Origin of the sequence: Mycobacterium sp. IEC1808 (genome assembly GCF_002101935.1) — a bacterium.
Classification (GTDB): domain Bacteria; phylum Actinomycetota; class Actinomycetes; order Mycobacteriales; family Mycobacteriaceae; genus Mycobacterium.
This window is the reverse complement of record NZ_LQPV01000005.1, coordinates 353009-378239: the sequence shown is the minus strand read 5'-3', so window position 1 is coordinate 378239 and position 25231 is coordinate 353009. Positions and strand designations below refer to the sequence as shown.

12 protein-coding genes are annotated in these 25231 nt (G+C 68.1%); 9 read left to right on the top strand and 3 right to left on the bottom strand.

Annotation, left to right across the window (positions count from 1 at the left end):
- Positions 1-1527, bottom strand: a complete 1527-nt coding sequence (locus tag AWB92_RS02870; RefSeq protein ID WP_085184078.1) for a ComEC/Rec2 family competence protein — start codon at positions 1525-1527, stop codon at positions 1-3.
- A 35-nt stretch (positions 1528-1562) separates the two neighbouring features.
- Positions 1563-2426 (bottom strand): ComEA family DNA-binding protein, encoded by an 864-nt coding sequence (locus tag AWB92_RS02865; protein ID WP_085183964.1) that lies wholly within the window; start codon positions 2424-2426, stop codon positions 1563-1565.
- Positions 2427-2562: 136 nt separating this feature from the next.
- Between AWB92_RS02865 and AWB92_RS02860 the strand changes: the two genes are divergently transcribed.
- The 5 genes from AWB92_RS02860 to AWB92_RS02840 all read left to right on the top strand — a co-directional run bounded on the left by AWB92_RS02860 (position 2563) and on the right by AWB92_RS02840 (position 6041).
- Positions 2563-2973, top strand: a complete 411-nt coding sequence (locus tag AWB92_RS02860) for a phage holin family protein (protein ID WP_085183963.1) — start codon at positions 2563-2565, stop codon at positions 2971-2973.
- Positions 2960-3193 (top strand): DUF3618 domain-containing protein, encoded by a 234-nt coding sequence (locus AWB92_RS02855; RefSeq protein WP_085183962.1) that lies wholly within the window; start codon positions 2960-2962, stop codon positions 3191-3193. Before AWB92_RS02860 ends, AWB92_RS02855 begins: the two co-directional genes overlap by 14 nt.
- 138 nt (positions 3194-3331) lie before the next feature.
- Positions 3332-4492, top strand: coding sequence for an acyl-CoA dehydrogenase family protein (locus AWB92_RS02850; protein ID WP_085183961.1), 1161 nt, complete (start codon positions 3332-3334; stop codon positions 4490-4492).
- A gap of 7 nt (positions 4493-4499) precedes the next feature.
- Positions 4500-5606 (top strand): acyl-CoA dehydrogenase family protein, encoded by a 1107-nt coding sequence (locus AWB92_RS02845; protein WP_085183960.1) that lies wholly within the window; start codon positions 4500-4502, stop codon positions 5604-5606.
- Positions 5607-5609: 3 nt separating this feature from the next.
- Complete coding sequence (locus AWB92_RS02840) at positions 5610-6041, top strand: PPOX class F420-dependent oxidoreductase (RefSeq protein ID WP_085183959.1); 432 nt, start codon at positions 5610-5612, stop codon at positions 6039-6041.
- Between the two features lie 12 nt (positions 6042-6053).
- Here AWB92_RS02840 and AWB92_RS02835 read toward each other — a convergent pair whose 3' ends face one another.
- Positions 6054-17234: a type I polyketide synthase gene (locus AWB92_RS02835; RefSeq protein ID WP_085183958.1), complete on the bottom strand. Its 11181-nt coding sequence runs from the start codon at positions 17232-17234 to the stop codon at positions 6054-6056.
- Between the two features lie 452 nt (positions 17235-17686).
- Here AWB92_RS02835 and AWB92_RS02830 point away from each other — a divergent pair, with 452 nt between their 5' ends.
- The 4 genes from AWB92_RS02830 (at position 17687) to AWB92_RS02815 (ending at position 25184) form a co-directional block, all read left to right on the top strand.
- Positions 17687-19108, top strand: coding sequence for a condensation domain-containing protein (locus AWB92_RS02830; RefSeq protein ID WP_085184076.1), 1422 nt, complete (start codon positions 17687-17689; stop codon positions 19106-19108).
- A 75-nt stretch (positions 19109-19183) separates the two neighbouring features.
- Positions 19184-22207, top strand: coding sequence for an MMPL family transporter (locus tag AWB92_RS02825; protein ID WP_085183957.1), 3024 nt, complete (start codon positions 19184-19186; stop codon positions 22205-22207).
- A 53-nt stretch (positions 22208-22260) separates the two neighbouring features.
- Positions 22261-23391, top strand: coding sequence for an acyltransferase PE (pe, locus tag AWB92_RS02820; RefSeq protein ID WP_085183956.1), 1131 nt, complete (start codon positions 22261-22263; stop codon positions 23389-23391).
- A 44-nt stretch (positions 23392-23435) separates the two neighbouring features.
- Positions 23436-25184, top strand: a complete 1749-nt coding sequence (locus AWB92_RS02815) for an AMP-binding protein (RefSeq protein WP_085183955.1) — start codon at positions 23436-23438, stop codon at positions 25182-25184.
- Positions 25185-25231: the final 47 nt, after the last annotated feature.

Genomic DNA, 25231 nt, shown 5'->3' with positions numbered 1-25231 from the left:
CTAACCGGCGAGCGCTCCCGACAGCGACCAGGCCAGCGCGCACACGGCCGCCGCTCCCCCGGCCCATCCGAGCGCCCGACGACACCAGCGAAAGCGCCACACCAGCCTGCCCACCAGAACCACCGCTGCGGTGGCCGAGGCGACCAGCACCACACCGGGCGCACCGGCCGGAACCGGCAGCGTCGCCGCGGGCACGCCGGCCGACCACCTCGCCACGTTCACGACCCACCACAGTTCCGGGCCGGTGAAACGGATCAACAGCTGCGCGCCGGCAGGCCACGCGACACACAGCAGGGCCGCCGCGCTGCCCAGCACGGTGATCGGCGCGATCACCGGCGCGACCGCGAGGTTGGCGGCCACGGCGACCAGGCTGACGCGGCCCGAGACGCCGGCGACCAGCGGGGCGGTCACCACGTGTGCGGCGCAGGCGACGGCGAGCGCATCCGCCAGCGGCTTGGGCCAGCCCCTGCCAACCAGGCGCCGCGACCACACCGGCGCGATCAGGATCAGCGCGGCCGTCGCCAGCACCGACAGCGCAAAGCCCACGTCGACGGCGAGGTGCGGAGCGACCGCCAGCAGGATCAGCACCGAGGCGGACAGGGCCGGAATCGCCTGTCGCCGACGCGACGACAACACCCCCGTCAGCGCGATGGCGGCCATCACGGCGGCCCGCAGCACGCTTGCCGTCGGCTGGACCACGATGACGAACGCCACCAGCGCGACCGCGGCGAGGGCGACGGCGGCGCGCGGCCCGATCAACCGGGCCGAGAACAGCACCGCCCCGCACACGATCGTGACGTTGGCCCCCGACACCGCGGTCAGGTGCGTCATGCCGGCCGCCCGAAACTCGCGGCTCGTCTGGCCGGTGACGGCAGAAGTATCGCCGAGAACCAGGGCGGGCAGCATCGCAGCCTGGTCCACTGTCAGGGTCTCGCGGGCGGCGGCGGCAAACCGGCCGCGCACGGCGTGGGCGGCGCGCTGCACCACCCCGGCGGTGCCCATGGTCGGACGGCCCGATGCGTTGAGCACCGCGACGGTCAGGTCGTGGCGGCCCGGACGGCTGATCCGCGCGGTGAACCGCACCGGCCGCCCCACGGTGATGTCACCGAAGTCCGACGCCCGGGCGAAGACCACCACTCGACCGGACATCCTGTCGTCGCAAAGGCGCTGCAGGGTGGCGCGAAACATCAACCGGCCCGGCCCGAGGGGCAGCGGGCTCTCGGTGGGGCTGACCGTCACCGGGGCGGCCGTGCCGAACGCCGCGGTGATCGGGTGGTGAGCGACCGCGTCGCTGCGCAGCGCGATCGCCAGCCCAAACCCCGCACCCACCACGCCGACCGCCACCAGGCCGGCGCCGACCGTCCGCAACCGGGAGGCCCGGGCCGGCCCGAGCGCCGCGTGGCAGGCCAGCGCCGCACCCACGCCGAGCAGCACGACACAACACGCCGCGACCACCCGTCCGACCGGCCAGCAGATACCGGCGGCGGTGACCAGCCAGCCGGTCAGCGCGGCCGGGACCAGCCGCACATCGACGTGTGCGGACGCCGGGTCGCGCACCGCGGTCAGACACGCACCAGTAGGCGCAGTTTCTCCAGCCGCGCCGGGCCGATGCCGTCGACGTCGGCGAGCTGGTCGACGCTGGTGAATTTCCCGTTCGCCCGCCGCCACGCGACGATGGCCGCGGCCGTGACCGGCCCGACCCCGGGCAGCGCGTCCAGCTGCTCCTGCGTCGCGGTATTGAGGTCGAGCGCCTCACCGGCCTTCGGCTTCACCGTGCCCGAGGCCGGTCCCGGCGTCCCGGCGGCCGGCGACGTCCCGGCGGACACCGAGCTGCCAAGCGCCGTCCGCTGCCCCGCGACGGGAGCGAGTCCGACCACGATCTGCTCGCCGTCGCCGACCGGCCGGGCCATGTTCAACCCGATGGTGTCGGCGCCGTTCACCGGTCCCCCGGCGGCCTGCAGGGCGTCGGCGATGCGGGCGCCGGGCGCCAGGGTGACCAGCCCGGGGGTGTGCACCAGCCCGACCACGCTCACCACCACCGGCCGGTCGGAAGCAGGCGGCCCGGCACCCGGGGTCGCCGACGACCTGGGGCTCGCGGTCGCGGCCTTCTCCACGGGCGGCAGCTTGGCCGACATCACCGGCGCAGGCCGGTCGCGTACCAGGGTGAACACCGTCACCAGCACCGCGAGGGCGGCCACCACCGCCAAGGCGATGGCACCGGCGCGGCCCGGGTCGGCGCGCATCTTCGCCACCCAACCCCGGTGATCGGCGGCGTCGGGAAGCCAGCGCGGCAACAGCGAGTTCGGGTCCTCTGATTCGCCCGAGTCCGGGGACTGTTCCTCCGGGTCCGATTCGTCGGCCGGATCGGTGTCGGGGTCGGCGCCGAGGCGTCGCTGTAGCCGCTCGGCGGGCAGTTCTGTTCGCATGCGCCGACCGTAGGCGCGCCGACCGCCACCACGGCCGCGCGTGACTTCACCGCGGAACCAGGATGTGGACGAATCCGAGGCTGTGTAAAAGAGGCTGCCGGGTTTGGCGTGCGCATGCGGGGGTAGCCAGCCGCGTATGAACCCGGAGGCAAAGCCGACGCCGGACGCGTCGATCGGCGAGCTGATGAGTCAGCTTTCGTCGCAGCTGTCACGGCTAGTTCGCGACGAAATGCAGTTGGCGCAGAAGGAAATCGAGCGATCGGCGAAACGCGCGGGCATTGGCGCCGGACTGTTCGGCGTGGCCGGAATACTTGGTTTGGCGGGCTTCGCCAGCCTGATCGCGGCGGGCATTGCCGCGGTGTCGCTGGCAGTGCCGGTGTGGGCAGCCGCCCTGATCGTCGGCGCGGCGCTGTTGGCCGCGGCCGGGGCGGCGGCGCTGCTCAGTAAGCACCAAGCCGAAGACGTCGCACCGGCGGCGCCCTTCACCGTCGCCAACATCAAGAAAGACGTCCAGACAGTGAAAGACGCCCGCCATGACCGGAGCTGAACGGCCGCGGGGTCCCGGAACTCCACCGGTTGGGCCCGACGCCAGCATCCACGAACTGCAGGCCGACATCGAGCAGACGCGCGAGCAACTCGGCGCCACCGTCGAAGCGATCGCCGGCAAGGCCGATAGGATCCGGTCCGCTGCGCCGCGCCTGGCGATAGCGGCCGTCCTCGCCGCGGCCACCATCATCGGCTTGGCCTGGTGGCGACGCCGGCGATGAACGCCCGGCGGTGACTGAGCGGCGCCCGTGCCCCCCGATTAACGTTGAACGGCGTTGTGCGCCTAACGTGCAGGACGAGACTGCCGGCCTGACGCTGAGGATTCACCATCCGGTGGTCGCCCGACAAAGGAGGCTGCCATGCAACTGGCGCTCACACCGGAGGAAGCCGCGTTCCGCGACGAGCTTCGCACCTTCTACACCACCCAGATACCCCAAGAGCTGCGGGACCGGGTACGCCAGGGCTCGGCGTCGGTGCGCCGCGAAGACATCGTGACCAGCCACAAGATCCTGCACGAACACGGTCTGGCGGTCCCGAGTTGGCCCGTCGAATGGGGCGGCAAGGACTGGACGCCCACCCAGCACCAGATTTGGGCCGACGAAATGCAACTGGCGTGCGTGCCCGAGCCGCTGAACTTCAACACCAAAATGGTCGGCCCGGTGATCGCCGAATTCGGTTCCGAGGAGATCAAACAACGCTTCCTGCCGCCGACGGCCAGCCTCGACATCTGGTGGTGCCAGGGCTTCTCCGAGCCCGAGGCCGGCTCCGACCTGGCGTCGCTGCGCACCACCGCGGTCCGCGACGGCGACCACTACATCGTCAACGGCCAGAAGACCTGGACAACGCTCGGCCAGTACGCGGACTGGATCTTCTGCCTGGTGCGCACCGACCCGCAGGCACCCAAGCGGCAGGCCGGAATCTCGTTTCTGCTCTTCGACATGAAGACGCCGGGCATCACCCTGCGGCCGATCAAGACGATCGACGGCGGCCAGGAGATCAACGAGTTGTTCTTCTCCGACGTCCGGGTGCCCGCCGATCAGCTTGTCGGACAAGAGAATCAGGGCTGGACGTACGCGAAGTTCCTGCTCGGCAACGAACGCACCGGCATCGCCGGCGTGGGACGCACCAAGGTGCGCCTCGCCGAGGTGAAAAAACACGCCGCCGAAACCGGGGTGCTCAACGATCCCCTGTTCGCGGCGCGACTCGCCGAGGCCGAAAACGAGGTCCTGGCACTGGAACTCACGCAATCGCGGGTGGTGTCGGACTCCGCGGACGGCCAGCCCAACCCGGCGTCGTCGGTGCTCAAGCTGCGCGGCAGTCAACTGCAGCAGATCGCGACCGAGCTGCTGGTCGAGGTCGCCGGCCCGGACGCGCTGCCGGCCGACGGGGAAGACATTTCATCGCCCTCGTGGGCGCAACACAGCGCGCCGCACTACCTCAACTACCGCAAGACGACGATCTACGGCGGCAGCAGCGAGGTACAGCGCAACATCATCGCGTCCACCATTCTCGGATTGTGAGGCAGCCATGGACTTCCAATTGACCGACGAGCAGTCCCTGCTGCGCGACACCACCCGCGACCTGCTCTCGCGCACATATGACCCGGAAAGCCGCAACAAGGTCATCGGGTCAGATCTCGGCTGGAGCCGCGAGGTGTGGAGTCAGCTCGCGGACACCGGGATCCTCGGCCTCGGGTTCGAGCCGGACGAGGCCGGCCAGATCGAGATCATGGTGGTGCTCACCGAGGTCGGGCGCCGATTGGCCCCGGAACCCATCCTGCACGCCGCGCTCGCACCCGGTGCGCTGATCGCCGAGCTGGGCAGCGACGCCCAGAAGCAACAGCTCGACGAGGTCGCGGCCGGTCAACACCTGCTGGCCTTCGCCCACCTGGAACCGGGGCACCGCACCCCGTCGGCCACGGTCACCACTGCCGCTGCGCGGCAAGGCGATTCGTGGACGTTGAGTGGACGCAAGAACCCCGTGCTGGCCGGCGACTGCGCAGACGCGTTGGTCGTCAGCGCCGCGTTGCCCGACGGCGGCACCGGCCTGTTCCTGGTCGACGCGAATTCGGTCACCCGGCAGCCCTACCGGACCTTCGACGGACAGCGCGGCGCCCAGGTCGATCTCGACGGCGCCGCCGCCGAACCGCTTGGCGAAGGCGGGGACGCCTCGCTCGCCATCCGCAACGCCGTCATCCGGATCCAGTCGGCGTTGTGCTCCGAAGCTGTCGGGGCCATGGAGGAAGCGCTTCGCCTGACCACCGACTACCTCAAGACGCGCAAGCAGTTCGGCGTCACGCTCAACAAGTTCCAGGCGCTCACCCAGCGGGCCGCCGACATGTATGTGTCGCTGGAAGTGGCGCGCAGCATGAGCTTCTACGCCGCGATGTCGATCGCCGACGGCAACCTCGACCCGTTGATCGCGTCGCGCGCCAAGGTGCAGATCGGCCGGTCGGGGCGGCACATCGCGCAGGAATCGATCCAGATGCACGGCGGAATCGGCGTCACCGCCGAATATCCCGTCAGCCACTACGCGGCCCGGCTCACCGCGATCGAACACACGCTGGGCACCTCGAGCGACCACCTGCACAACCTAATCGACCATCTCGGCGACTACGACCTGGCCCGGCTGTAGCGCATGGCCGAATCCGCAGAACTCTCCGACCGGGTCGTTGAGTTCCTGTCGGCCGGCACTCGCACCGGAATGTTCGGGTACGTTGCCGCCGACGGGCGGCCGCTGGTCGCGCCGGTTTGGTTTGTTGTAGATGACGGCCTACTGGTGTTCACCACCGGCCGGGACACCTCGAAAGGCCGTGCCCTGGCCAGGGATTCGCGGGTCGTGGTCTGTGTCGACGATCCGCATCCGCCGTATTCGTTCGTCCAGGTGCAGGGCCTGGCGTCGGTGAGCGAGGATCAGCCGGACGTGTTGGACGTCGCGACGCGCACCGGCGCGCGCTACATGGGCGCCGACCGCGCCGACGAGTTCGGCCGCCGCAACGCCGTCCCCGGCGAACTGGTGGTGCGGGTGCGCCCAACCAAGGTCATCGCCGGATTCGATATCGCCGACTGACGCGCCGGGGTATCAACTCGGCTCCGGCCCCGCGGCGGATTCCTGGCTCGTCGCAACGGATTCCGGGCTCGGCTCCGCCGCAGCAGATCCGGCCTCCTCCGCGGGCGCTTCCGCCTCCTGCGGGGCCGGGACCGGCTCCGATTTTGCGTCCGGTAGCTGGCTTGCCAGGTACTCGGCGAGTCCCCCGATCGTCGGATAGTCGAATACCGCGGTGGCATTGATCGTGAATGCCCCGCCGAACTGGCTGTACAGCCGGTTGCGCAATTCCACCGCCATCAGCGAATCCGTACCCAGGTCCAGGAACCGGCTGGTTGCGGCGGGCGGTTGCGCGAGCCTCAGGAAGCCCTGCACTTCGCGCTGCAGGAATTCGGTGATGAAGCCCGCGCGTTGGGCCACCGGTATCTCCTGCAGTTGCCGGAGCAACTCGCTGTCGCCGGTCGGCTCGGTTACGGCACTCGGCAACACCAGGTCGAGAATCGGCGGGCGGGAACTGCCCAGCAGCTTCGCCGCTCGCTGCCAGTTGGCCTTGATCACGGTCGCCTGCGCGGTCCCACTGGCGACGGCCTCGGCCAGCGCGTTGAGGGCGGCCGCAGGTTCCAGCGGAATCGAGCCCTGCGCACCGAGATTGGCGCGCGCGGCCTCCGAAGACGCCATGCCGCCCTTGCCCCACGGACCAAGGTTGACGCCGGTCGCCGGCAGGCCGTGCGCCCTTCGCTCCGCCACCAGCCCGTCGAGCAGCGCGTTGGCGGTCGAGTAGTTGGCCTGACCCGGTGAGCCGAGCAGGCTGGCCACCGAGGAGGACACGATGAAGAAGTCGAGATCGTCTTCTCTCGTCAACCTGTCCAAGTAGCCAGCGCCGAAAGCCTTGGGCGCCAAGGTCGTCCGGAAACGCTCGAGGCTCTGCTGGGACAGCAGCGCGTCGTCGAGCACGCCCGCCAGATGGGCCACCCCCGCGAGCGGCGGCAACTCCGCACGGATCCGCTCCAGCAGCTTTTCCACTTGCGCCTCGTCGCCGACATCGGCCGCGAAGGTGTGGACGCGGCAGTGGTAGCGCTCGATGATGTCCTCGATCGCCCGTTGCGCGTCCGCGTCGGGTGCGCGCCGGCTGGTCAACACGATGTCATCGGCGCCGAGTTGGGCCAGATACGCCGCCAGGTGCAGCCCGATCGCGCCGAGTCCACCGGTGATCAGGTAGCTCCGATCGCCGCGCGGCTGAAGCGGTTTCGGCATTTGCAGCACGATCTTGCCGATGTGCCGGGCCTGCTGCATGCGGCGGAACGCCGTCCTCGCCTCGGTCAGCGGGTAGATCTCCGCGGGCAGTGGCGCCCACTCGCCGCCGGCCAGCCCCTCCGACACCTCCGCCAGCAGGCCGCGGATGCGTTCGGGCTCCTGGAACGTGACCGTGTCCAGCGCGACGATCTCGTAGGCGATGTCGGGACGGGCCGCCGCCATCTGCTCGGGGGTCCAGATGTCGCGCTTGGCGATCTCGGCGAAGCGGCCATTCTGTGCGGTGGCCCGCACGGTCGCTTCGACAAACCCCTCGTTGGTCAAGCTGTTGAGCACCACGTCGACGCCGGCGCCGTCGGTGTCAGCCAGGATCTGGTCGGCGAAATCCGTACTGCGCGAGTCGTAGACGTGTTCCACGCCCATCTTGCGCAGCGTCGCCCGTTTGTAAGTGCTCGCGGTGGCGAACACGATCGCGCCGTGCTGTTGCGCCATCTGGATGGCGGCCAGTCCGACACCGCCGCTGGCGGCGTGGATGAGAACGCGGTCACCGGGCTGAAGCTGCGCCCAGTCGAACGCGAGCCGGGCCGTCAGCGCCGCAGCGGGGATCGTCGCCGCGTCCACCGCGCTCAGGCGAGAGGGAATCGGCGCCAGCAGCTGGGCCGGCACGTTGAACCGGCTGGCGAACGCACCCTGCATGAAGCCGAAAACGCGCTGACCGATCTCGAGTCCGGTGACGCCGCCGCCCAATTGGGTGACCACGCCGGCGAAGTCGCCGCCGATCGGGCCCGGATCGCCGGGGTAGAGACCCAGCACATTGAGCACGTCCCGGAAATTCAACCCCGCCGCCTCCACGCGGACCTGGACGTAGCCGTCGCCCGGCGGCGGCACTTCCGCCTCGGTCAGGCGCAGGTTGTCGATCGCACCGCGCTCGGTGGGTGCCAGAACGTAATCGGTTGACCGCGGCAACGCGAGATGACCGCTACGCGACCACTGCAGCAACCGGGACGCCAGGAACTTGCCTTGCCGCACAGCGAGTTCGGGCTCCTCGATCGGTGCGCCGAGCAGACCCGCCAGCGAGTGCACGGCCTGCTCCGACCCGTCGCAATCGACCAGCCTGCAGCGCAGGGCCGGTTCCTCGTTGACGATGGTGCGCCCGAGTCCCCACAGCGCCGCCTGCACCGGGTCGACCGGCTCGCCGGACTCGGTCGCGACGGCGCGCTCGGTGATGATCCACAGCCCGTTCGGAAGTTTGAGCTTCCCGTCGGCCTGTACCGCGTGCACGACACTGAGTAACTGGGCGATCCCCGCCTCGAGGCGCGCGGCCGCTTGCGCGTCCGACTCCTCCGCGCTCGGTCCGGCGCTGCGCCAGACGATCCCGGCGAACGGCATGCCGCGCTCCTTGGCCTGCGCCAACAGCTGCCCCACGGGCTCCGGGTCGGTGGCCGGATCAAACGCGATGGAGCCCGGCAGCTCGGCCGCGAGTTGATCGAAGCCGGCAACCAGCCAGGTGCCGTTCAGGTTTCCGTGGCCCTCGGCGTCCCCGCTCGACGGCGGGACCGGCACCTCGTGCCAGCCGAGGGTGTACAGCAGCCGGGTGGCGTCGCCGCCCAGCCCGCGCAGCAACGCCTCCCGAGGCGCACGCTTGACGGTGAACTCGCGAATCCCGCCGAGGCGGCGGCCATCGCGATCGACGAAGTCGAGATCGAAGACCTGGGTTTCGCTGTCGAGGCCGCTGGTGTGCCACTTCGCGCGGCAGTAAAACCGCCGCGGCATCTTCTCCCGCAGCTCGACCTGCCCGTATCGCAACGGCAAGAACAGGTCGGAGACTCCCTGTTCGGCCGCCAGCAGCGCCGGGAACGCCGGGAACGCGACGCCGGTGCACAGGTCCATCAGCACCGGATGCATCGGCTCCGTTCCGAGATGTTCGGCCAGTTCCTCGCCGACGGTAATGTCGCCGATCGCCTCGCCCTCACCGAGCCACAGCGACTTCAGCGAACCGGACCAGTTGGGCCCCCAGGCCAGTTCCATGTCGGCGAAGGTTTCGAACAGCTGCTGCGGACGCATGCGGTTCATCCGCTCGATCGCCGTGTCCATCGAATCCTCGGACTCCGCGGGTCCCGCGCCGGCATCAGCGACATCAGCGACAGGGCTGAGTCCCGTGTTCAGGGTCCCGTCGGCGTTCAGCGACCATTCGGCATCGCTGACGCCGTAGGGGCGGCTGTGCACGCGGAAGCTCCAGCCCCCTCCGTCCTCCAGCGGGTGCAGGGTCAGCTGCACCTCGCGAGAAGCCCTCTCGGGCAGGATGATCGGCTCGTAGAAAAACACGTCCTGTACCCGTGCCGGCGGCCCGACGGCGGCGAGCGCCATGGCCGCGTACGTCGCGCCTGGAACGACGACAGTGCCGTAGATGACGTGATCGGAAAGCCACGGCTGCGACTTGACGGAGAGCCGGCTCGTGTAGACGGAGTCGCCGGAGGCGAGCTCCTTTGCGCTGCCGAGGATTCCGGAAACTCCGGCGCCCGGTCCGTCGATGCCGGCGATCCCGGCGGTCTTGGGCCAGAAGTGACGGCGCTGGAACGGATAGGTGGGCAGTTCGAGCCTGCGGCGGGGTTGGCGATTCAACGCGGCGAACATGGGCCGGTGGCCGCTGACGTAGGCCGCGGCCACCGCCTCGGCGATCTGGCGCCGGTCGCCGATGCCCTTGCGCAGCGAGACGATCGCCCGCGGCGCGGCGAGGTGTTCCGGCCAGACCTGCACCGCGGCGCCGGTCAGAACCGGTTGCGGACCGATCTCCATCAACACCGAGCAGCCCAGCGCGGCCACGGTGCGCACGCTTTCGGCGAACTGCACGGGCTGGCGCGAATGCCGCCGCCAATACTGTGCGTCCAGCGGGGTTTCCGCCGTCAGCACGGCGCCGGTGCGGTTGCACACCAGCGGCAACGTCGGCACGGCGAACTCCAACTGCGCCGCGTACGACTCGAATTCACCGAGGACCGGTTCCAGCAGCTCCGAGTGGAACGCGTGGCTGGTCTCCAGCCAGCTGCACCGGATCCCGTCGCCACCGCACCTGGCGAAGACCTGTTCCAGGTCGTCGCCGGGTCCCGAGAGCACCGTGTTCGGGCCGTTGTAGGCGGCAACCGACACCAGGGGGAAGTCGTTGGCGATCTCCTCGACGTACTTGGCGTCGGCGAAAACCGCCACCATTCGCCCGCCGTCGGGCAGGCTGCCGAACAGCCGGCCGCGCTCGGCGATCAGCCGGGCCCCGTCCTCGAGGCTGAACACCCCGGCCACACACGCCGCCGCGTACTGGCCCACGCTGTGCCCCAGCACCACGTCGGGCTCGATGCCCCAGGACTGCCACAGCCGGGCCAGACCCATCTCGACAGCGAACAGCGCGGGCTGCGCAAAAGAGGTGTGCCGCAGCATCTTCCCGGCCTCACCGGCCGTTTCCCGGTCCGTCGCGAACAGCACCTCCAGCAACGGGCGCGGCAGCATACCGTCGACCGCTTCGGCGCAGCGGGTCACCGTGTCCGCGAAAACCGGCTCCGCGTCGAACAACTCGCGCGCCATCCCCGGGTACTGGCTGCCCTGCCCGGTGAACAACCACGCCGTCGTCGGCGGGTCCGTGCACTCGCCGCGCACCACTCCCGGCCGCATCCGGTTCTCGGCCAACTCGGCCAGCGCCTCCCGGGCGCCCTGAACCGAATCCACGACCAGCGCGGCCCGGTGCTCGAAATGCGAACGCCCGGCCCCGGCCGTAAAGCACACGTCGGCGATGTCGACCTTCGGGTGGGCATTGAGCCATTCCCCGTATCGCTGCACCAACGCCACCAACGCCTCCGGTGAGCGCGCGGACAGCGGCAGCACCTCGACCGGTTCGTCCTGGGCATCCGATTCCGCTGCCGCGGTGTCGTCGCGAAAGACGTCGCTGGTCGAGTATTCGTCGGCGGTCGAGAGCGGTGGCGCCTCCTCGATCAGCACGTGCGCGTTGGTGCCGGTGAAGCCGAAAGAGCTGACACCCGCCCGTCGCGGGTTTCCGTTGGCCTGCCACGGAATCGCCTTGTCGACGACGCGCACCGGCAGCGAATCCCACGGGATGTGCGGCGACGGCGTCTCGAAGTGCAGGCTCTGCGGCAGCATTTCGTGCTGTAGCGACAGCACGACCTTGATCAGACCGGCGACCCCTGATGCCGACTCGAGGTGGCCGATGTTGGTCTTCACCGACCCGATCAGCAGGGGCCGGTCGGCGTCCCGGGCGGCACCGAAGACGGCCCCCGCCGCCTGCACCTCGATCGGGTCACCGAGCGCAGTACCGGTCCCGTGCGCCTCCAGGTAGTCGACGTCCCCGCCGGTGAGACCGGCGCGAGCCAGCGCCGAGCTGATAAGCCGTTGCTGCGCACCACCATTGGGCACCGTCAAACCACTCGATGCGCCATCCTGATTGACCGCGCTGCTGGGAATGACCGCGCAAACCCGGTCACCGTCGCGCACTGCGTCGCTGAGCCTCTTGAGGACCAGGATCCCGCAGCCTTCACTGCGCACATAGCCGTCGGCGGAGGCGTCGAAGGTCTTGCACCGCCCGACGGGCGACAACATCCTGGCGCGTGACGCGGCGATGATGGTTACCGGACTCAGCAACACGTTGACCCCACCGGCCAACGCCAAATCGCAGTCACCGGAGTGCAATGCCTGGCAGGCCTGATGGACGGCCACCAGCGACGAGCTGCACGCGGTGTCGACCGCGACGGCCGGTCCCTCGAGTCCGAGTGCGAACGCGACCCGGCCCGAAATGGCGTTGAGCGCATTGCCGGTGATGAAGTGGGGCTCGAGCTTCTCGACCGAGCCGGCCGACAGCAGATGCGAGTACTCGTTGGCGCCCACCCCGACGAAGATGCCGCTTCGGCTGCCGCGCAAGGCCCCCGGGGAGTAGCCTGCCCGCTCCAGGCCCTCCCACGCGGTTTCCAGCATCAGCCGCTGCTGCGGATCGATCCACACAGCCTCGCGCGGGGAAATACCGAAGAATTCCGGGTCGAACCCGTCGATTTCGTCGATGAATCCGCCGAAGCGGCTGTAGATCTTGCCCGGGGTCTCCGGGTCCGGGTCGTAGAACTCGTCGATGTCGAAACGGTCCTCCGGAATTTCCCGGATCGCATCGACACCGCCCGCCAACAACTCCCAGAACGCTTCGGGATTCGGCGCGCCGGGAAAACGGCACGCCACCGCGACGATCGCGATGGGCTCGTCCGTGCGCGTCGGCACCGCCGCCGCCGGCCGGGGCTTGCTCTCGGTCTGCTCGCCGATCCCGAGCACGTCGGCGAGCAGGTAGTCCGCCACGTCCACCAGGCGTGGGTGGTCCATCGCCAGCGTCGCCGGTATCTCCTTGCCCACTCCTTGCTCGAGGCGCTGCCGCAATTCGATCGCCATCAGCGAATCCATGCCGAGATCGAAGAACCCGGCGTCCTCGCGGATCTCCGACGCGTCGACGCGCGTCACCTCCGCCACCGCCTCGCGCAGGTAATCGACGAGAAGTTTCTTGCGCTGCTGCACCGGTGCGTTGGTGAGCTGCTCGACCAGTCGAGTCGGCCCGGACGGCCGCGACAAGGGCAGCGCGGCAACGGAATCCGGCACCTCGCGCTCCAGCTCAGCGAGCAATGACCGGCGTCCCGCTTGCTGGTAGAGCGGCAGGAAGCGGGCCCAGTCGATCCGGGCCACAACGCCGTTGGCCAGCCCCTGCGCGGCAGCAGCCGCCATGAGCTCGGCCATCCCCGCCAGCGCGTCGGAGGGAGCCAATGTCCGGACCCCGCGCCGATCCAGTCGGGCACGGGCATCCGCGTCGGCCATGCCCGCCGACCAGGGGCCGAAATTGACGCTGATCGCGGGAACGCCGTGCTCGCGCAGTCGCCAGGCCTGCCCGTCCAGGAAGGCGTTGGCCGCGCCATAGGCCGTCTGACCGAACCCGCCCCATACCGAGGCGATCGACGAGGTGTTCACGAAGAAGTCCAGCTGCAGGCCGAACGTGTCAAGGGCGGCTTCGCTCAAATTCCAAGCACCCCAAACCTTCCCGGCGAACACCCGGTCGACCTCGTCGTCGTCCAGGGCGCGCAGCGGGGTGGTGCCGATCTCGCCGGCGGCGTGGACGATGCCCTTCACCGGCGGCAGTTCGGCCTGCACGGTGGCCAACAGGCGCGCGACGTCGTGCGCATCGGAGACATCGGCCGCGATGACCCGGACTTCGCAACCGTGCTGTTCGTGGATGCCATCGATGCGCTGTTGCGCGGCGTCACTGGGGGCGCGCCGGCCGGTCAACACCAGATGCCGGGCGCCGTGCGCCGCCAAATACCCGGCGATTTCCAGTCCGATCGAACCCAACCCTCCGGTCACCAGATAAGTTGCGTCGCCGCGCAGCGCCAGCGGTGCGGCGGCCGGCGAGCCGGCCCGTCGAACCAGCCGGGGAACGTAGACGGCCTGATCACGCAGCGCGACTTGGTCTTCCCTGATGCCCGACTCGCGCGGTGCGGCCGTCAGCCGGTCGATCAGCCGCGACCATTCGTCGGCGTCGTTTTCGCCGCCTCGCGGCAAGTCGGCCAGTCCACCCCACACCTGCGGATGCTCCAGCGCGGCGGCGCGACCGAATCCCCAGAGGCAGCTTTGATCCGGCGACACGCTGTCCGCGTCGGTGACCCGTTGCGCGCCACGGGTTACCAGCCAGATGGGCGCGCGCAGTTCGGCGGACACCGCGGCGCGGAACAGCCGCCGTGTTCCGCCCAGAATTCGGTGTTGCATCCGCAACAGCGACCGCGCCGACGGTGCGGTGTCGGAATCGAGGGCCGCCACATGCAGGACTCGCAACGTCGATTCGTCCGCCTCCGCGGCGCGCAAGGCGGCCGCGAGGTGCTCCTCGTCGGCGTCGGACACCGGCAACCCGAGAATCCGGTGCTGGTGCCCACGGGAGGTCAGCACGTCGACCAATGGCCGAACCGCTTCGGGATCGTTGCCGATGAGCAGCCATGCCGATCGCCCGGCGTCGGGGTCCGGGACCTTTGCGGGCTCGGCGGTGGACGCCTCCCAGCGAACCTCGTAGCGGTCATCCGCGATGGAACGGGTGTCACGCTGTTGGTTGTGTTGTGCGGCAAGCTTTCTCAGCACATGCACGGTCTGCTGGTCGCCGCTCGTGCCGTCGAGCAGCGCCGCGAGTTCCTCGATCCGGCCGTCCTCCAGAAGCCGGACGGTTTCGGTGCTGGTGGCAGTGTTCTGCTGCTGGTTGGGCCGCTCCCGATTATCGCGATACCAGTACTCGCGATGCTGGAACGGGTAGGTCGGCAGGTCGAGCTTGCGCGCCAGTCCTGTGACGGCGGCGAAGTCGGGCAGGTGGCCCATGACATACGCACCCGCGAGGGCTTCGCCGATCTGGCGGTGGTCGGCGGCGCCGCGACGCAATGAGGCGATCGCCCGCGGCGCGGTGCCCGGGTCGGGCCAGGCCCGCAGGGCCGCGGCGGTAAGCACCGGTTGCGGGCCGATCTCGAGCAACATCTTGCAATTCAGCTCGGCGAGGGTGCGCACGCTCTTGGCGAATTCCACTGGCTGGCGCGCGTGGCGGCGCCAGTAGGCGCCGTCGAGTCTCACGCTCCTGCCGAGCGCGGCGCCGGTGCGGTTGCACACCAAAATCCGTTGCGGCGGACTGAAATCGAACCGATTCGCGTACGACTCGAAGTCGTCGAGGATCGGATCGAGCAACGACGAGTGGAAGGCGTGGCTGGTGTCCAACCAGTCGCATCGCACACCATCGGCCGCCAGCCGGGCCACCGCCTGGTCCAGATCCTGCGCGGGCCCCGAAAGCACGGTATTGGCACCGTTGTAGGCGGCCACCGACAGGCTCGGGAATTCGTCGCTGAAGGCCTCGACCCGCTCGGCGGCCGCGAACACCGCGACCATGCGACCGCCCTCGGGCAGACTGCCGAACAGGCGGCCGCGCTCGGCCATCAGCAGCGCGCCGTCCTCCAGGCTGAACACGCCCGCCACGCAGGCCGCCGCGTATTGACCCACGCTGTGGCCCAGCACGACGTCCGGTTCGAACCCCCACGACTGCCACAGCCGGGCCAGCCCCATCTCCACCGCGAACAGGGCCGGCTGGGCGTAGGAGGTCTGCCGCAACGACTCTTCGCTGTCGGGGCCGTCCATGTCGAAAATCGCATCCAGCAGCGGTTTTTCGAGAACGTCCGCGACCACCGCCGCGCAGCGGGTCACCGTCTCGGCGAACACCGGCTCGGCGTCGAAGAGCTCTCGGGCCATGCCCGGGTACTGGCTGCCTTGACCGGTGAACAGCCACGCGGTCTTCGGCGTGTCGTCGGACAGCCCGCGCAGCAGGCCGGGCGCCGGCCGGTCGTCCGCGAGCGCACTGAGCAGCTCGGCGGCGGATTCCTTCGAGTTGACCACCAACGCGGCGCGGTGCTCGAAGTGCGCTCGCCCCACCCCGGCGGTGAAGCAGACGTCGGTCAACGAGGCTTCCGGGTGCGCGCTCAACCAGCTGCGGTATTGATCGGCGATCTGCACCAGCGCGGCCGGCGTGCGCGCCGAGAGCGGAAGCACCCTGAACCGTTGGTCGCCCGGACCGGGCGCAACCGCGACCTGCTCCGCCTCTGCGGGCGCTTCCTCGATGATCACGTGCGCGTTGGTCCCGGCGAAGCCGAACGAGCTGACTCCCGCAATGCGTGGCCGGTCGTCGCGGTTCCAGGCGGTGGCCTCCTGCACGACCTGCACCGCCAGCCGTTCCCACGGAATGTGTGGCGATGGAGTGCGGAAGTGCAGGTGCCGCGGCAGCAACTCGTGCTCGAGCGACAGGACGACCTTGATCACGCCCGCGATCCCCGCGGCGGCCTCCAGGTGGCCGATATTCGTTTTAACCGAACCGATTAACAGCGGACGGCTGGGGTCGCGCCCCTCGCCGAACACCGCGCCTGCCGCCTGCGCCTCGATCGGATCGCCCAGCGATGTCCCGGTTCCGTGTGCCTCCAGGTAGCCGACATCGCCGGGTGCGATGCCGGCGCGCTTGCACGCCTCGGCGATAACCTTTTGCTGCGCAATGCCATTCGGCACGGTCAAGCCACCCGATGCGCCGTCCTGGTTGATCGCGCTGCCCCGGATCACGGCCCTGATGCGATCACCGTCGCGGATCGCGTCCTCGAGCCGCTTCAGGACAATGACACCGCAACCCTCGCCGCGCACGTAGCCGTCGGCGGCCGCATCGAAGGTCTTGCACTTGCCGTCGGGCGCGAGCATGTGTGCGTGGGAAAAGGTGATCATGGTGGCCGGGGTGAGCATGACGTTCGCGCCGCCGGCCAGCGCGAGGTCGCATTCCCCCAACCGCAGCGCCTGGCATGCCTGATGGATCGCCACCAACGACGAACTGCACGCGGTGTCGACGGCGACCGAAGGGCCCTGCAGCCCCATCCGATAGCTGATCCGGCCCGCTGCCGCGGCGTTCGACGTCCCGATCGCCATATAGGCCTCGATCTCGGGATACGCCAGCTCGCCGGAAGCCATCCCCAGGTAGTCATGGGTGGCCAAACCGACGAACACGCCGGTGTTGGAATTCGCCAAAGCCGTTGGCGCGGTGCCCGAATGCTCCACCGCCCGCCACGCCGTCTCCAGCAGCAGCCGATGCTGCGGGTCCATCAACCTGACTTCGCGCGCCGACATGCCGAAAAACGGCGCGTCGAACCCGGTTACGTCATCGACGAAGCCTGCCCGACGGGTGACAACCTTGCCGGGCACATCGGGATCCGGATCGAAGAACTCGTCGACATCCCACCGGTCCTGGGGCACCTCCGATATCGCATCCCTGCCTTCGGCCAGCACCCGCCAGAATTCGTCCGCATCCGCCGCACCCGGAAAACGCGCCGCGTACCCGACGATCGCGAAGCCCCCAGAAGCCGACGCCCGCTCCATCGGGTCCTCGACGGATGTCATGCGGTTGTCCTCCCCGTTTCGACCGGAAAATTTGATGCCCGCGGGCCCTTGCGGCGCCGGAGCCGTGGCTACTTCGAACCACGTCCTAGGCCGCTCACTGCACACACCCAGGACCAGAGCTGGCAGAACCCCCCCGGGTACTGCCTTACAGCGACTGTCATCGCGAATCTACACATCCAGCCCGGGTTGCCGCAGCCGAATCGCCTACGCCGACCAGTATTACAAGCGCCGGCCGGTTCCCGGCGCCGCGACGCGCAGATGTCATGATCTGCGGCAGTCGGCAAGGCCCGGCGGGGCCCGTTGCACGGTGCGTTCGATGACCGGCGCCCGCCGTCCCATGAGCAGTTGGGCGCGGATATGTGCATGTCGGGGACGGTGGCTGCCGGAGGGGCTATCTTGGGTCTCGCTACCGGCGGGGCCGAAGTGCCGCCGTGAAACTCGGGGAGAACATATTGCGCATCGGGAAAATCAGGATCGGCTCACTCGGTGACTGGACGCCGACCGTGGGATCGGTCATCTCGTGGCATCCGACCGCCGCGTCCCTGGAGAAGGCCCGCCAAGCGCCGGTGAGTTCGGTGCCGGTCAGCTACATGCAAGGCCAGCACCTTCGCAACTACCACGAGCGGACGGCCGCCGGCCTTGACTTCTCCCGGCAGATCATCGCCACTTGCGATGTACCAGGCCAGTGCGACATCGCCGCCATGGATCACGCCGTCAATGCGTATCTGCGCCGGCATGACACCTTCCGCAGCTGGTTCGAACCTACTGAAAATGGGGAGTTCATCAGGCACACTCTCAGCGATCCCGCCGATATTGAATTCACGCCGATCGATCACGGCACGATGACGGTTGAGGAGATTCGGGCGCATCTGGTGGCCATTCCGAATCCGTTGGAGTGGGGCTGTTTCACCTTCGGAATCGTCCGAAACGAGGGTCATTTCACTTTCTTTGTCGCCATGGATCATGTTCACGGGGACGCGACGTTGGTCGGCACGACGATGCTGGAGGCCAGCGGGATGTATGCGGCGCTGAGCGGCGGCGGTGAACCCCTTGCGCTTCCCGAGGCCGGCAGCTTTAACGATTTCTGCGAGCGCGAGCGGCAGTACGTGTCGGCGTTGACCCTGGAGTCGCCGCAGGTGCGCGCCTGGGTCGACTTCGCCGAGAACAACAACGGCGGCTTTCCCGAATTTCCGCTCCCGCTGGGTGATCCGTCGGAGCCGAGCGGCAGTGAGTTGCTATCCGAATTCCTGATGGACCCGGAACAGACGGAGCGGTTCGAGTCGGCCTGCACGGCCGTCGGTGCGCGCTTCATCGGCGGCCTGTTCGCCTGCTTTGCCCTGGTAGAGCACGAATTCACCGGGGCCCTCACGTATTACGGCCTCACTCCCAGGGACACCCGCAGGACCACGGACAATTTCATGACGCAGGGTTGGTTTACCGGCTTGGTTCCGATCACGGTGCCAATAGCCGCGGCCTCGTTCGCCGAGGCCGCGTGGGCGGCGCAGGCTTCCTTCGATTCGGGTCTGGACTTGGCGAAGGTGCCCTATTACCGGGTGTTGGAATTGGCGCCGTGGTTGAAGTGGCCGGAGCCGAATTTTCCGGTGTCGAACTTCCTGCATGGCGGAGCCGCGCCGCTCAACGCCGTCCTAGCCGCGGCCGACCTGGGGTATGCGAATAATTTGGGAATTTATTCCGACGGTCGCTATTCGTATCAATTGACCATTTACGTGTTTCGGTACGGCGAGGGCACGGCAATGGCGATCATGTATCCCGACAATCCCGTCGCCCTGAAATCGGCCACCCGCTACATGGAAGCAATGAAGTCCGTGTGCGCGCGGGTCGCCGACAGCGGCCATTGGGGACGCGTTGCCTAGCGTGAAGTAGTTCAATGGCTCGGAATGGGAAATAGTCTCGGAATGCGAAATCGTGTGGTTTGAGGTGAGGCCAATATGCGACGGCTAGCCGATTTTGTGGTGCGGTGGCCCTGGGCGGTGATCGGGCTCTGGGTCGCTATTGCGGTCGCCATGCCGCTGACCCTCCCCTCCCTGAACGAGATGGCCCAGAAGCATCCGCTCGCGATCCTGCCCAGCGATGCACCGTCGAACGTCACCGCGCGAAAGATGACCGAGGCGTTTCACGAATCGGCGTCGGAAGATCTGCTGTTGGTGGTGCTGACTGACGACAAGGGTCTCGGCCCCGCCGACGAGGCCGGGTACCGAAAACTGGTGGACGCCCTGCGCGCGGACACCCGGGACGTCGTGATGCTGCAGGATTTCATCAGCACCCCGCCGCTGCGCTCGGTCGTGACCAGCCAGGACCACAAGGCTTGGGTGCTGCCGGTCGGCGTGGCGGGCGAGTTGGGCACTCCCCAGTCCTACGCCGCCTTCGACCGCATCGCAGACATCGTCAAACGCACGATGGAACAGGCCCCACCCGGGACGCATCTCACCGTGAACGTCACCGGCCCCGCGGCGACCGTCGCCGACCTCACGGTCGCGGGTAATCGGGACCGGCTGCCGATCGAGCTGGCTATCTCCGTCCTGGTGCTGATCGTCCTGCTGGTGGTGTACCGGAGCGCGGTCACCATGCTGCTGCCGCTGATTACGATCGGGCTGTCGCTGGTGATCGCCCAGGCGCTGGTGGCGGGCTACTCCCAGCTGACCGGCTCGGGCGTCTCGAACCAGTCCATCGTGTTCCTGAGCGCGATCATGGCCGGCGCCGGAACGGATTACGCCGTGTTTCTGACCAGCCGATATCACGACTACCTGCGGTCCGGCGCGGATTACGACCAGGCGGTCAAGAAGGCGATGATCTCGATCGGGAAAGTGATCACCGCGTCCGCCACCACCGTGGGCCTCACCTTTCTCCTCATCAGCTTCGCCCGGATGGGAGTGTTCGAAACGGTCGGGGTGTCCTCGGCCATCGGGATCGCCGTGGCATTCCTCGCCGCGATGACCTTGCTGCCCGCGATCCTGGTGCTCGCCGGCCCCCGTGGCTGGGTCAAGCCGCGGCGCGAGTTGACCGCCCGGTTCTGGCGGCGTTCGGGCATCCGCATCGTGCGCCGGCCGAAGGCGCACCTGGTTGCCAGCGTATTGGTGTTGATCATTTTGGCCAGTTGCGCCGGCCTGGTGCGCTACAACTACGACGACCGCAAAGCCCTGCGGCCTTCGGCCCCGAGCTCCATCGGGTACGCCGCACTGGATCGCCACTTCCCCGTGAATCAGTCGATTCCGGAGTACATCCTCATCCAATCGCCGCATGACCTTCGCACGCCGCAGGCCCTCGCGGACTTGGAACAGATGGCCGACCGCGTCAGCCAGCTGCCGAACATCGCCGCGATCAGCGGCATCACTCGTCCCACCGGAAATGTGCCGGAACAATTCCGAGCCACCTATCAGGCGGGCGCCATCGGCTCCTTTCTGGCCGGCGGGTCCACCCTGATCAACGAGCACACAAACGACCTCAACCGGCTGGTCGAAGGCGCCGGCACGCTGGCCGACAGCCTCGGCGACGTGCGCGGCCAGGTCAGCCAGCTCGCCGCCAGCGTGCAGGAACTGGAAAACGCCCTTTCCTCGACGAAGAATCAGTACAGCGGCGACACGCTGGTCAAAGAGGTCGACATCGCGGCCCAGCTCGTCGACCACGTCAACTCGCTGACCAACACCATGGGGTGGAACTTCTCGGCCGCCAAGAACATGTTCGCCTGGATCGGCCCGGTGCTGGCGGCGCTGCAGGGCAACCCCGTCTGCGACGCCGATGCGTCGTGCAGCGCAACCCGCGGGACGTTCGAGCAGTTGGTCGGCTCCCGCGACCAAGCGGACCTCGACGCCATCAACGATCTGTCCCACCAGCTGCAGGCCTATCCGGACAGACAGACCCTGAAGGCGTCGACGGACCGCCTGCGCACCGCGGTCGGCAGGCTCACCAACGTGCTGCGCACCATGGGGATGGATCAGCCCGGTGGCCTGCAGTCCAACCTGAACAGCCTGCAAAACGGCGCGGACCGGTTCGCGGGTGGGAGCCGGCAGGTGGCCGACGCGGTGGCCCAACTCGTCGAGCAGGTCAAGAAGCTGGGTGCCGGGCTGAGTGAGTCGGCGACGTTTTTGCTGTCGCTCAAACACGATGCGGCGCAACCGGCGATGGCCGGGTTCAATATCCCGGCACAGCTTTTACATCTCAAAGAGTTCCAGGAGGCCGCCAAGGTCTTCATCTCGCCGGACGGCCACTCGGTGCGGTATTTGGTTCAGACCAAGCTGAATCCGTTCAGCACCGAAGCCATGGACCAGGTCAACGCGATCACCGCGACCGCTCGGGGTGCCCAGCCGAACACCACCTTGGCGGACGCCAAGATTTCGATGGCGGGATACACCGTCGGCCTGAAGGACACGCGCGACTACTACCAGCACGACATCCGGTTCATCATCGCGGTGACCCTCATCGTGGTGCTCCTGACCCTGATCGCGTTGCTGCGTGCGATTGTCGCGCCGCTCTATCTGGTTGCGTCCGTGGTCGTTTCGTACTTGTCGGCGGTGGGGATCGGCGTGGTGTTCTTCCAGTTCATGCTGGGCCAGCACTTGCACTGGAGCGTGCCCCCGCTGGCATTCGTGGTCCTGGTCGCGGTCGGCGCCGACTACAACATGCTGCTCGTCTCGCGAATGCGTGACGAGTCCCCGAACAGCGTGCGTTACGGCATCATTCGCACGCTGAGCTCGACGGGCGGTGTCATCACCGCCGCGGGCCTGATCTTCGCGGCCTCGATGGCCGGCCTGCTGTTCTCCAGCATCGGCACCGTGGTTCAGGGCGGTTTCGTGATCGGTGTCGGAATTTTGCTGGACACCTTCCTGGTACGCACCATCACGGTGCCGGCCATCGCGGCGCTGTTCGGGCGGGCGAACTGGTGGCCGTCGCGGCCGAATGCGCGGCGCTTCCCGCGACGGCCGCAACTCGGACGCGCCGAGCCGCAAACCGGTTAGCAGGCACACCTCATGTATGTGAAACTAGACAAGCACAGCGGTCGGGGGCAGGGATGAACAAAACACTCGCAAGGGCTACCGCGCTGGTAACTGTCGGCGCCACAGTGTATTTCGGCGTGGGGGCGGCGTCGGCCGACGACACGCCCATCGGCGGACCGCCAACACCGGGGGCCCCGAGCGACCAGACGGCGTACGCCCTCGGCGGCGCGCACGTTCTTGGCATCCCGTACGACGAGTACATCCGCCAGGAGGGCGCCCAGTGGTTTCCCGGCCAGCAGCGCAAAATCATCGACTACCCGGCGGGGCAGGTTCAGGGCCACGTGCTGGGGCGGCTCTTCCCCGGAATCGGCAAGGCCGGCGACGAGATCATCCCGGGTCTGGGTCTGGACGGCCCCAGCGTCGGCGAGTCGGTCGACACGGGAGTGGACAACCTTGTTGCCGCGATCAAAAACGGTCGCCCGGGTACGGCGATCGGCCTGTCCGAGGGCGGGTTCGTGGTCGACGGCGCGCAGGCGCGGCTGGCAACTGACCCGACCGCCCCGCCGCCAAACACGCTGAACTTCGCCACATTCGGCGACCCGATCGGGCATCACGCCTTCGGTCAGAGTTTCCTGACCGCCGTGTTCCCGGTCGGCAGCACCGTTCCCGCGCTCGACTACACCATGCCGCCGACCTACGAGAGCCAGTACGACACCGACAGGTTCGTGGCCGCGTACGACTCCATCGCGGACTTCCCCGACCGGCCCGACAATTTGTTCGCCTTCGCCAACACGCTGATGGGTCTGGCCACCGGTCACACCGCGGTGGCCTTCACGAACCGGAGCATGGTGCCGCCGCAGAACATCCGAACCACGGTCAACTCTCGGGGCGCGAAAGACACGACGATCATGGTGCCGGAGAAGCACCTTCCCCTGGTGATGCCGCTGAAATACATCGGGATCCCGGAGGACACGCTGAACAAACTCGACGCCATCTTGATCCCCAGGGTGAATGCGGGCTACTCGCGAAACGACGACCCGTCGACCGCCCCGGTTCAGGTGGACCCGGTGCATGGCTTCGATCCAGCGGAGGTCACCGCGCCGGCCAACCAGGCGACCTTCGGCGGCGGCGCGGACCCGTTTTCCCAGATCCTCGCCGGTGCCATGTCCGTGTTGTCGCACAGCGCACTGCAAACCGACCACTGACTCCATCGGAGTCGACGAACTACGACGGACGTGATGTAACCCCGATGGCTCAGTCAACAATCCTGTCCATGCTGCACGGACGTGCCAGCCTGCGGCCCGATGACGTGGCGTACACGTTCACCGATTACACCGACGATTGGGCCGGAGTTCCCCACAGCCTCACGTGGTCACAGGTGTCCCGCCGAACGCTGAACGCGGCATGCGAGCTCGGCCAGCACGGGTCGGTCGGAGACCGGGCGGTGATCCTGGCCCCCCAATCCCTCGACTACGTCGAGGCGTTTCTCGGAGCCATGCAGGCCGGGCTGATCGCTGTTCCGCTGCTGTTGCCGCACAAGGGCGCGAGCCATGAGCGGGTGAGTGCGGTCCTTTCCGATACGGCGCCCTCGGTGGTGCTCACGACGTCGGCGGTCGCCGAAGACATCGTCAAATACGTCGACGAGGCCCGCCTGGCCACCGTTCCCAAGATCATCGAAATGGATTCGCTCAATCTCGACGCGGAGGGCGGAACGAGCGTTCGGGCGGCCGACATGCCCAGCATCGCCTATCTGCAGTACAGCTCGGGTTCGACGCGGGCGCCGACGGGAGTAATCGTCTCGCACCGCAATCTCCAGGTGAATTTCGAGCAGCTGATGCGCAGCTTCTTCGCGGACTCCCACGTCAAAGCCCCCGCGGATACCACGATCGTGTCGTGGTTGCCCTTCTACCACGACATGGGCTTGGTGCTGGGAATCTGCGCGCCGATCCTGGGTGGCTATCGCGGCGAGCTGACCAGTCCGGTTTCCTTCCTGGAGAGGCCGGCCAGATGGATGCGGTCACTGGCCGAGAATCCTCATGCCTGGTCGGCGGCGCCCAACTTCGCCTTCGATCTGGCCGCCCGCAAGACAACCGACGCCGACCTGGCCGGGCTCGACCTCGGCGAGGTGCTGGGCATCATCAGCGGTGCCGAGCGCGTCGAGCCGGCCACGCTGCACCGTTTCGTTGACCGGTTCGCCCACTTCAACTTTCGCGACCACATGATGCGTCCCTCGTACGGATTGGCGGAGGCGACCGTCTTCGTCACGGCGGGCACCTGGCATGAGTCGTCGAGCGCGGTCGCCTTCGACATCGACGAGCTGTCCGCGGGCCGCGCGGTGCGATGCGCGGAAGGGACCGGCACCGCGCTGGTCAAATACCAAGTGCCGCAATCACCCACGCTGCGGATCGTCGACTCGAACACCAACCGTGAGTGCGCGCAGGGCTTGGTGGGCGAGATCTGGGTGCACGGGCCCAATGTCGCCGACGGCTACTGGGGCAAACCGCTTCAGGAGCAGCGCTGCTTCGGCGCGACCCTCGCCGACCCGTCACCGGGCACACCCGAAGGCCCCTGGCTGAAGACCGGGGACCTGGGTTTCATCTTCGAGGGTGACCTGTTCATCGTCGGCCGCATCAAGGACCTGCTGATCATCCGTGGGCGCAATCACTATCCCGAGGACATCGAGGCGACCGTTCAACAGATCACGGGCGGCCGGGTCGCGGCGATCTCGGTTCCGGTCAGAAGCACCGAGGAGCTGGTCGCCGTCGTCGAGCTCAAGAAGCGAGGCCATTCCCACGAGGACGCCCAGGACATCGGGCACTGGCTCACCTGCATCAAGCGCGACGTCACCTCCGCGATATCCAACGCGCACGGCGTGAATGTCGGGGACCTCGTTCTGGTGCCGCCGGGGTCGATTCCCACCACGACGAGCGGCAAGATCCGCCGCGCCGCGTGCGTCGAGCAGTACCGCCGCGACCAATTCACCCGGTTGGACGGCTAAGCCGAACCCGCGGAGGAACTCGGCCGGCCTTCCGTCGATTGGGACGA

What these genes read in the sequence shown, in the direction of transcription:
- AWB92_RS02865 (WP_085183964.1), bottom strand. Translation starts at nt 2,426, where the DNA reads ATGCGAACAGAACTGCCCGCCGAGCGGCTACAGCGACGCCTCGGCGCC.
- AWB92_RS02860 (WP_085183963.1), top strand. Translation starts at nt 2,563, where the DNA reads ATGAACCCGGAGGCAAAGCCGACGCCGGACGCGTCGATCGGCGAGCTG.
- AWB92_RS02855 (WP_085183962.1), top strand. Translation starts at nt 2,960, where the DNA reads ATGACCGGAGCTGAACGGCCGCGGGGTCCCGGAACTCCACCGGTTGGG.
- AWB92_RS02850 (WP_085183961.1), top strand. Translation starts at nt 3,332, where the DNA reads ATGCAACTGGCGCTCACACCGGAGGAAGCCGCGTTCCGCGACGAGCTT.
- AWB92_RS02845 (WP_085183960.1), top strand. Translation starts at nt 4,500, where the DNA reads ATGGACTTCCAATTGACCGACGAGCAGTCCCTGCTGCGCGACACCACC.
- AWB92_RS02840 (WP_085183959.1), top strand. Translation starts at nt 5,610, where the DNA reads ATGGCCGAATCCGCAGAACTCTCCGACCGGGTCGTTGAGTTCCTGTCG.
- AWB92_RS02835 (WP_085183958.1), bottom strand. Translation starts at nt 17,234, where the DNA reads ATGACATCCGTCGAGGACCCGATGGAGCGGGCGTCGGCTTCTGGGGGC.
- AWB92_RS02825 (WP_085183957.1), top strand. Translation starts at nt 19,184, where the DNA reads ATGCGACGGCTAGCCGATTTTGTGGTGCGGTGGCCCTGGGCGGTGATC.
- pe (WP_085183956.1), top strand. Translation starts at nt 22,261, where the DNA reads ATGAACAAAACACTCGCAAGGGCTACCGCGCTGGTAACTGTCGGCGCC.
- AWB92_RS02815 (WP_085183955.1), top strand. Translation starts at nt 23,436, where the DNA reads ATGGCTCAGTCAACAATCCTGTCCATGCTGCACGGACGTGCCAGCCTG.